Source organism: Desulfomicrobium macestii (assembly GCF_014873765.1).
Taxonomy (GTDB): domain Bacteria; phylum Desulfobacterota; class Desulfovibrionia; order Desulfovibrionales; family Desulfomicrobiaceae; genus Desulfomicrobium; species Desulfomicrobium macestii.
Map to the genome: position 1 here is coordinate 1 of NZ_JADBGG010000070.1, position 5,624 is coordinate 5,624.

A 5,624-nucleotide genomic window follows, 5' to 3' on the forward strand; every position below is an offset into this window, starting at 1 on the left:
GCATCTGGCAGGAAAAGGTCGCTGGCTTGAACTAAATCCGACAGACCTGCACCCCGTTAAAAGGGCGACTGTCAGATCAAGTATGAACTACTACAATTAAGTGTTCTCTTTCTCTGCCATTGCTCTCATTATCAAGTCTTTTATTGATAATCCGAAAGTATTATTCGCTTTTTTGTTTGTATTTTTAAGATTTATATCAATTTTTGTGTCATTTTTCTTCAAAACTTCCGATTTATCTAAATTTTTATTTGAAACCACTTTTTTCTTCAAATTCTGAATATTTTTTTGTTTTTTTAACTTTTTAAGACGAATAAATTTTCCACATTTCTGGCAAATATGTTTCTCTTCCCCGGTATCTTCGTATGGATGTCCGCATGCTATGCATCCTTTTAAATTGTGTTCATTTTTTAAATGCTCAAAATATTTTATATAAGAAAATTTTAATTTGCATATTTCGCAGTGGAAAAAAAATTCTGGAGAATTACCTATATATTCAATTTCAGATGAGCATTTGCTACTGATATATAAAATGGTTGATCCTCCAATATATCCTCCTTTGCTCATGGAAACCTCATGGGTAATGTTTCTCCGGTACTGGAGAAATGATAATTTACATACTTCTGATGAAATAGTTAAAAGTGTGTAATTATACAATTGATATCTGCAAGTGTTTAGTCTTTGGCAAGATGTCTGGTGACTAATCCCTGTCCATTTATTTGCCTTGAGCTCGTAAGGCTAGCGATGGATATTTCTTCCATATCTGGGTTAACGCCGAGTATTTAAGGTGCTGGCGGTATTATTTCTAAAGGTTTCCATCCAAAATAACTGTATAGAAATAGACCTTCATTTTCTTTGTCTGTAAGTTTTGCTTTTAATTTAAATTTTGTCCCAATTGGATAATTCAATAAAAGTGATTTGCTGCATTCTGTAAGTAGTATGAACGGTGAAATATTTTTATTGTTACACTCACTTTCTATTTCACTTGGGATTGTCTGGCTTTTGAGAAGTCTGAGTTGTTTCGGGCTTTTATGTCCTGAAACTTTTTCAAGTTCAAAACTTTCAAACGATAATTCATAGTAGTTTTGGTTTAGCGCCACAAATGACTCCTTGATCGATGACGTAAATTTTCAATTATTTGCTTCAAATAATGTAGATACTAGTCATGTTAATTTAAAATCATGAAATAACTTGTCTAAATATACATTGTTTATCATTTTTTAGGGCGATACTAAACGCTTGTACTGGGCTGCTAAGCACCTGTCCTTTGCGCACTCAACACTTTTCCTCGAAACTAGTCCAACAGTATCGCTTTCTGCATCAACATCTGACTGTTCTGGTAGAACGGAACATCCGTGTTTCCTAGAACAGTCGGCGGCACATTTGAAAGTTCATTGAGATTGTCCATCGGGACGATTACGCTCTTCGCCCCGTTTTCGGAGAGCATGGTGACTTTGTCTGCAAAGTTAATCACCCGTTCGATAGCGCCACCCACAGAGATATTGCCGAGTACAGCAAGACCGGCCTTGAGGTTCTTTTTGTAGAGAGCCGATACGATGGCAATGTAAACGGCCGACCCTATCCCCGATGAGATCGCCGCGCCGAGAAGATTGGTGACCTGAATGGTGATGTCATAATTTTTTAGCGAGTGCTTATCACTCAGGATCGTTTTTTCGTTGGCCTTAATGTACTGGTAGGTGTTCTTGATATTTTCCTTTACCGCCGTGTTGTTGACTCCAGTAATATTGAGTTTTCCAGACCCCGCGACAGCAACGGTTTCGATTCTCACGAGAGCAACGTTTTCGCCGTCACTCGTGCTGCTATAGCAAATGCCTGGTGGCAATGGCGTGCTCTCAATAAGGTGTGAACCCTTTTCCTCTGGTAGGCCGACAAAAAATTCTTCCTGGCTTTCTTTATCGATGTAGGAAAAATTGGTATCCCAGAATTCCATGCCTCCGATCCGCTTCAACTGCTCCTTAACACGTCGGCGCATTTCGAGAGCAATTTCGAGGTACTCTTTGATGTCCTCTTTCGTATACTCTCCGTCGGGGTGCATCAGTTTGATCAACCCAGAAACGGTTTTTTTGACAGGTTTGGTGTCACGCTGTTTCAGATGTGCCCCAAGGGAATAATACTTTTCGAGCGCGTCGGTATAGGTAACACGCCTTAATGATTTGAGAACCTCGGAGAAGTAGTCCGTACTGAATCCAAAGCTGGATGTGAAATGCTTTGGGGAAAATTTGATCATCTCCCAGCCAGGCAAATAAAAATGAATGCGATCAAGGAAAGCGGTATCGCTGTTGACCTCATCGGATAGCGGGCTGAACAGATGTGAGGTCTGGAGAACCGTCTCTACTGGCTGATTGATGTTTCCATTGAGGATAATGGATGCGACGCCAGTGATTTCGCCACCGGAACCTGCCCGGGAAAAAGAACCTGACTCCATGTAGTCTTTCATCAAAGGAATTGCATCCCGATCTTTGAATATTTTATCGGTAGCTTCATCAAAACAGATTGCATCCCACTGCCCCACCGCGCCTACTTTCCCGGTCGACCCATGGACAAACAGTTTGGCTACCGTGCCCTGACCACCGGAAACCAGCACTGCATAAGGTGTGAGCTCTTTAAAGACAAAAGACTTACCCGTAGATCGCGGCCCCAACTCGATGAAGTTAAAGTTCGACTCAACCATCGGCAGCAGTCGAGAAAGCAGGAGCATCTTGATGCGGTCAGAGACACCTTCCGCATTCGGTTCATAGCCACAGCTTCGCAAAAGGACGTCAAGCCACTCACTCTTGGTAAACTCCTTACGCTTGTTGAGGATCTTGCTGTTATCGAAGCTGGAGAGTTGAATCGGCTTGATCTGGGTAATGACAAACGGAAAAATGTTCTGCCCGATTCTTATGTTGGGATCATACTCTACATCGATAATGGCCCAGATGCCGCCCATAAGCATTTTTTCATGCTGCTTCACCAATCCGTCACTGATGTTTCCATTCTTGATATTACTGTTCTGAAGTTTCGCCCAGTAAATATCCTTCTTGGAATCCAATTCCACGGAGATCTTGTCGATGATCTTGTAACGGCCTTTCTCGCGAATCTTCGAATGAATCAGAGAACTTTCTTCTGGATTTACATAGTGTTCGCTAAGAACCTTTTTTACGTTCTCCATGCCGATACGGATTTTTTCGTCGTCATCGGTGGAACAGGAGTTGGCTATCAAGTATTCAAGAACGAACACAGGCACATTGGCCCCAACCTTTACGGATAGGACAAGGTCTTTCTTGACCACGTAGCCTCTGAAATGCTCCAGAAGCTTCGTATCTAAGTCATTCAATACTGCCATAATCAGTTCCTTATCATTAGAGAAGTCCGCCTAAATCTCTGTCTTTATTTTGTTTCACAACGGCACGGTCGAGCTGCTGCTTGGTAACGGCATCCAAAAGGTGGACTTCAATTTCTGAATGACCATCAAACGTATACTCCTTCGTAATCCGCTCATTCTTATGAATAATGAAGACATTGCTTTTGTTTACCTGCGCTTTATTGGCAAAGAAGACCAGATGGACCTTTCGCTCTATGGAGAACAGATCGCCGACTCCTTTATCTGCCAGAATTTTGATTGAAAACAGTTCACCGGTTACATCTTTCAAATCATCTTTGTTCTCAATCGAGACACTCAGCGAAGCCTCTGGACCACCGGATCGTTCCCAGCAGAAATAAGGCGTAACAAGTTCCTGCGGCGCCCCCCCGCCATGGGAAAAGCCGTACAAACCTGGAGTCTTGAAGGGACTGATATTCTGAGAAAAATATAGGTAGCCGAATTGCTTATAACGCTTTTCGACCTCGATTAGTGCAGGTGCCAGATCTGTTTGCTTGGTCTCTGTACGGATATAGCGTTCTGCTTTCACGAAATTGCCTTTCGGTGAAACGGAAATTTTATCCGCCTCACTCAATAATCCCGTCAGCACAAAACCGTGATCTGTAATTAGATAAACCTTGGCGTAGCCACTGGCCAGAAGGAGCGATATCTTTTCGGCAAAGAAGTCGATGGTTTCTGGGAAATATTTTAGCGCCTTCTGTTGGAGTTTTTCACCCATGCTGTCGATGTCTTTGTAGGTGCAAATCAAAAACTGCCCCGGGTGAGCCTCGTCAGTGACCTCATCCAGTTGGATAAAGTCTATGCTGACATCAAGATTCTGTGCAGCCAGATATTTCTCGCGATTACCTTGGATGGCTTCTGTGACCCCATTGGCCATGTAGATGCGGCTCATGTTGTTTTCAGTTTCGGATGGAATATCCGCAAGAATCGCTTCCTTTCTGAGATTCGCCGAACCCTTGACCTTTGCAGCCACAAGCTCCGCTATCTCGTAGGCCACGCCATCCCCGACAATTACTGCTGTCTTCAGTCCGTCAGCATCGTCAATGATCCGCTGAAGGGTCCCGGTCTGGTTTTCTTGGTAGTCGCGGAAGAAGCGGAACCATTGGTCGAGAAAGACTGATGCATGCTCTTTATAAAGCTCCTGAAATGGTTCGAGGAGCACTTTCTTATTGAGGAATTCTGCGTAGAGATTCCTGATGGCGGTATCAAGTTTGCAAAAATGCTTTTTGTAAAACTCAACGCACTCAGTGAATGAGCTCAGGTAAGCGATATCCTTCGGATCAAATTCCAGCAGAGCGATCACATCACTCCAAAAGGAAATGCCAAGGGCTTGTGCCTGGCTGCTTTGATTTCGCTGGCGCAATTTAGCCAGGGTTGTTGATATGTGCACTTTATCGGAAATCTTTTTGCCGATTTCAGCCAGCCACCGTTCATCCACCTGCCGGAATGGGTGATGGATACTGACATTCCAGATATCCAGATCCGAGCTGAGCTTATAGCTGCCAAGGTGTCCGTTGAATGATCCCCGGAAAGAGACGGAGTCAAGCCAGCCCTTATAGACCGCCTCAAGTGTCTTGTTGCAACAACCGGCCCCCAAACCATCGAGCATGGCTTTTACCACCTCACCGGCCAGCGTAGAAGCGGGCTTGCTCAAGTAATCCTGTCCAAGCAGCTCATTGACTTTTCTGTAGAAGGTTTCTCGAAGCTGTGCATCGTACTTCTCTTTCGAATAAGTGTCGGGATCATGCACAAACGGCAGCAGCTCTTTGTTCAGGTCAAAGATTTCAGTAGCACCTTTGTGGCTGAGATCCATCCAGTACGTGCGGTCCTTACCAACACTGACTTTGGCTGCCGCAATTAACTCATCCTTGGGAAGGTTGATATTCAGATTCAGCGTCTGGTGGACCTTGTCCTTGATATAGTTCTGAAGGTAACGGATCTCCAAGCATCCGCAGGTCTCGCAATATTCCCGGATGAACTTGAGATCATCCTTTTTTGAACGGGTATAAACGAGGAAGCGTTCGTGGCTGGGCTGTGCTTTCTCAATGAGATACTTTATATGCAGCTCTTCCAACTCAGAATTCGCTTGGTGGATGGTATATTCACCCTCGATAGCCTTCAGCAAAAACTGAGCATCGCCGGACTCATCGATATTACTCCGAGCCCTAAACAGTTAACATTTTAGGCTGCGTATCGAACATGTTGTCCGTGGAAATACTTCTGAACAATCGAGGGCCTTCTCTGG

Annotated in this window: 4 protein-coding genes; all 4 read right to left on the reverse strand. The window is 43.9% G+C overall.

The genetic code is table 11. The annotated features are described in order from the left end of the window. Positions 1 to 96: 96 nt before the first annotated feature. The gene (locus H4684_RS20190) at positions 97 to 564 is read right to left on the reverse strand and encodes a hypothetical protein (RefSeq protein WP_192625135.1); all 468 of its coding nucleotides are present in this window, start codon (positions 562 to 564) and stop codon (positions 97 to 99) included. Between the two features lie 215 nt (positions 565 to 779). Next, complete coding sequence (locus H4684_RS20195; RefSeq protein WP_192625136.1) at positions 780 to 1,097, reverse strand: hypothetical protein; 318 nt, start codon at positions 1,095 to 1,097, stop codon at positions 780 to 782. Between the two features lie 194 nt (positions 1,098 to 1,291). Continuing rightward, positions 1,292 to 3,343 (reverse strand): protease Lon-related BREX system protein BrxL, encoded by a 2,052-nt coding sequence (gene brxL, locus H4684_RS20200; protein ID WP_192625137.1) that lies wholly within the window; start codon positions 3,341 to 3,343, stop codon positions 1,292 to 1,294. Positions 3,344 to 3,359: 16 nt separating this feature from the next. Further along, positions 3,360 to 5,504: an alkaline phosphatase family protein gene (locus H4684_RS20205; protein WP_225940588.1), complete on the reverse strand. Its 2,145-nt coding sequence runs from the start codon at positions 5,502 to 5,504 to the stop codon at positions 3,360 to 3,362. Positions 5,505 to 5,624 lie beyond the last annotated feature (120 nt).

What these genes read in the sequence shown, in the direction of transcription:
- H4684_RS20190 (WP_192625135.1), bottom strand. Translation starts at nt 564, where the DNA reads ATGAGCAAAGGAGGATATATTGGAGGATCAACCATTTTATATATCAGT.
- brxL (WP_192625137.1), bottom strand. Translation starts at nt 3,343, where the DNA reads ATGGCAGTATTGAATGACTTAGATACGAAGCTTCTGGAGCATTTCAGA.